This window comes from Mesorhizobium sp. M7A.F.Ca.MR.362.00.0.0 (assembly GCF_004023175.1).
Taxonomy (GTDB): Bacteria; Pseudomonadota; Alphaproteobacteria; order Rhizobiales; family Rhizobiaceae; genus Mesorhizobium.
The window spans coordinates 1-2481 of record NZ_RZTF01000204.1 but is presented as its reverse complement, the minus strand read 5'-3'; the positions used below and the strand labels follow the sequence as shown (position 1 = coordinate 2481).

At 57.9% G+C, this 2481-nt stretch carries 5 protein-coding genes and 2 pseudogenes; 2 read left to right on the top strand and 5 right to left on the bottom strand.

Annotated elements, in window-relative coordinates:
• The 3 genes and pseudogenes from EOC06_RS43160 to EOC06_RS22520 all read right to left on the bottom strand — a co-directional run.
• Positions 1 to 252, bottom strand: a pseudogene (locus EOC06_RS43160) (alpha/beta hydrolase); the annotation flags it as partial.
• Positions 249 to 434 carry a hypothetical protein gene (locus EOC06_RS22525; protein WP_127329010.1) on the bottom strand — a complete coding sequence of 62 codons (186 nt, stop codon included), beginning with the start codon at positions 432 to 434 and terminating at the stop codon, positions 249 to 251. The pseudogene EOC06_RS43160 and the gene EOC06_RS22525, both read right to left, overlap by 4 nt.
• 89 nt (positions 435 to 523) lie before the next feature.
• Positions 524 to 697, bottom strand: coding sequence for a DUF2934 domain-containing protein (locus EOC06_RS22520; protein WP_281062100.1), 174 nt, complete (start codon positions 695 to 697; stop codon positions 524 to 526).
• A 322-nt stretch (positions 698 to 1019) separates the two neighbouring features.
• On the opposite strand from EOC06_RS22520, the gene EOC06_RS22515 reads away from it, so the two are divergent.
• Positions 1020 to 1277, top strand: a complete 258-nt coding sequence (locus tag EOC06_RS22515) for a hypothetical protein (protein ID WP_127267547.1) — start codon at positions 1020 to 1022, stop codon at positions 1275 to 1277.
• 10 nt (positions 1278 to 1287) lie between these two features.
• On the opposite strand, the gene EOC06_RS22510 is transcribed toward EOC06_RS22515, so the two are convergent.
• Together EOC06_RS22510 and EOC06_RS22505 are read right to left on the bottom strand one after the other, a co-directional pair.
• Positions 1288 to 1524: a hypothetical protein gene (locus EOC06_RS22510; RefSeq protein WP_127329012.1), complete on the bottom strand. Its 237-nt coding sequence runs from the start codon at positions 1522 to 1524 to the stop codon at positions 1288 to 1290.
• A gap of 95 nt (positions 1525 to 1619) precedes the next feature.
• Positions 1620 to 2072: a hypothetical protein gene (locus EOC06_RS22505; protein ID WP_127272420.1), complete on the bottom strand. Its 453-nt coding sequence runs from the start codon at positions 2070 to 2072 to the stop codon at positions 1620 to 1622.
• A 195-nt stretch (positions 2073 to 2267) separates the two neighbouring features.
• On the opposite strand from EOC06_RS22505, the pseudogene EOC06_RS22500 reads away from it, so the two are divergent.
• Positions 2268 to 2481 (top strand): annotated as a pseudogene (locus tag EOC06_RS22500) (hypothetical protein); the annotation flags it as partial.

The window sequence follows — 2481 nt, the reverse complement described above, 5'->3', positions numbered from 1 at the left end:
ATCCTGCGCCATCGCGGCAATCTCGCCCGAGCGCATGATTTCTTTTGACAGGAACGATGTCGGCCCGAAGCCCCGCAACCAAGGCGAAAACGTCCGGAAGCCAGCTTCATGAAGGACCGGCGAAATCCGAGCGTATGTCGTCGCGTCGTCGGGCCAGCCATGCAGCAGGATAACCGGGGCGCCGTCCTGCGGTCCACCATCGAGATAGGCGACGCGCAGCAGAGGTGTGTCGCAATGTGAGACGGAGTTCATTGGCTCTGAGGCGCAATAGCTGGCTTATCATCACCAGTCGCGGACTCTGGCCTGGCGGCCTGGTCAACCTGTGGGTTCTTGTTGATGGTGCCGGTGTTGGCTTTCATCGGCTCGATATTGTTGTCGCAGGCGCCGAGCGTAAGGCCAGCGGCCAGGACCAGGAGTGAAAAGAACCTCTTCATCGAAACCTCCTCTGGTTGCTGTCCGGCAAACGAGGTTCCACCAATTTGGTTGCCTGATCGTCCTCTCAAGACGCCACGGCATCTGACGATCAACGCTTCAAGCTATTGGAATCGGCTGCAACTGTCGGATCAGGCAAAACCGGGCCACGTTCAGTCTCCGAACCCTCAGCCTCGATCTCCTGCACGGCCTGGTCCCAGTGCTCCTGCTCGCGGCCAGCCGGCCGGCCCTCTTGTTCCCAGATTTCATGGGCTCGCCGTTTGATCTTTTCTTACCTGCTGTCCATGGCCAGATCCTCCAATTCGTCAGTCTCAATTCCGGGCCATATCTTTTGTTCCTCCTCTGTCGGGAACAGCCGCTGCCGGAGCCGCGATTTCGGGAAGGCGCTTGTGGATTGCGTGGGACGAACCGATTGGTAATTTTCGTACTGATATTTTTTCGTGACACACCGATGCCCGCAGCTTTATGAATCTGGCTATCGGCCAGCGTCGAGCACGTCCCTCTCCGATCCCACTGCCCGGCGCTCAATGCCTGATCGCCCGCCGCACCGATATGGCGGGCTGTTGCTTCGATTGGAGGTGACGCCCATGCGGGAATTGCCGAAAGACATCGACGCCGATGTGGTCATCGAAATCAGCAAGCTGCTGGACGACAGCCCGCTTTTCGTCCCGGTGCGGGTCCATGAACTTGCGGCCAGGGTGAGGCAGAGGGTGAAGACCGGCCTGCCGGATCTTTCGATCGAGGAGCTGATCGTGGAGATGGCCTCGGTACGTCAGCTGGCCATGGCCTTCGATCTGCCTGGATCGGAGAATGTCGTGCAAATCCCGGTGCGGTATAGCCGCTAGCACCGCGGCATCACACGCTCCACCCGGAGGTCAGGACAAGCGATGCCTCAAACATCTGCGCACCGATCTCATCGCGTACTTTGACGGTTACCTTGACGAAATCGCAGTCGGGCATTTCGTCTTGGGCAACATCCTGCAAAATACGAATTGCTTCCGCTCTGGCTTGTTCCCGGGATTCGAACAGCTGCCCGTTATCATCGGGTATCGCGCCGTCACCGTTTTGAAGATCGAAATAGTACCGCTTCATTTTCGGGCCACGCTGGAAACATCTGGCGGGTCAATGATTTCGCTTCATTGGTGGTTCTGCCCGCTCGGCGGCCGTGCTGGTGAAGACGCGGTCGTTCAACGCACCGCAGCGCGAAGCGCCGATAGGAAAAGCACAAGCAACGCCAAGGCGTTGAGGCCGGCGGCTATGGCATGCGAATACTCCCATTGGCGCCGCAGCAGCTCCCAGTTTTCAGGCAGGACAGTCCAGTTCCGGGTCGCCTGATTGATTGGATAGGTCAGCGTCCAGAAGGCAAATTGCGTGGCGCCGATGCTGAGAAAGGCGACAACAACCAAGCCGAAAGATGCACTCGCTCGGTAGAGCAGGATCGCCAGGGCGGCCGTAGAGAGCAATGCTCCCAGCACTACGATGCCGAACAGGCTCCATCCATCATAGGCGCGTTGCGCAGCCAGATAGTTCGGCCCGTCGAGCTTCATTTTGTTGAACATCGTGAAGAAATGCGCGGCGGCCGGAACGAAAGCCAATACAACGAAAATGAAGCTGACCACTCTCAGACTATAAATTGCCATATCCGGTCTCCTCTCAGGAGGGAGCTAGGGCAATCGGCAGAGTTGAAAAGGTCGTTTTAGCGGCGGCTTTCGCCCGCGATCGTATGATCTCAAGCGAGGTCGTTTTTTAGCCCTCACTCAACTATCTCGGAACATTTTTTTTGGGTGCTGGTTCTACGCACTGAAGGGACGAACCTTACCCAGGGAGATTTCCCCATGAAACATGTTCTCATTACCAGCATGCTGGCGATCGGGCTCGGCTGTGGAACGGCGATGGCTCAGACACAACAGCCCGAAAGCCAGTCTGGCGCAGACGCCAATTGCGCTTCCGGGCAAGCTGGCTGCCAGAATGGTTCCAAGATGGGCGAGCAGGCTCAGGACAAGACCAAGCTGAAGACCGACGAGCAGGCTCAGGGCAAGGCCGGCACAA

Coding starts and splice junctions, on each gene's coding strand:
- EOC06_RS22525 (WP_127329010.1), bottom strand. CDS start 434: ATGAAGAGGTTCTTTTCACTCCTGGTCCTGGCCGCTGGCCTTACGCTC.
- EOC06_RS22515 (WP_127267547.1), top strand. CDS start 1,020: ATGCGGGAATTGCCGAAAGACATCGACGCCGATGTGGTCATCGAAATC.
- EOC06_RS22510 (WP_127329012.1), bottom strand. CDS start 1,524: ATGAAGCGGTACTATTTCGATCTTCAAAACGGTGACGGCGCGATACCC.
- EOC06_RS22505 (WP_127272420.1), bottom strand. CDS start 2,072: ATGGCAATTTATAGTCTGAGAGTGGTCAGCTTCATTTTCGTTGTATTG.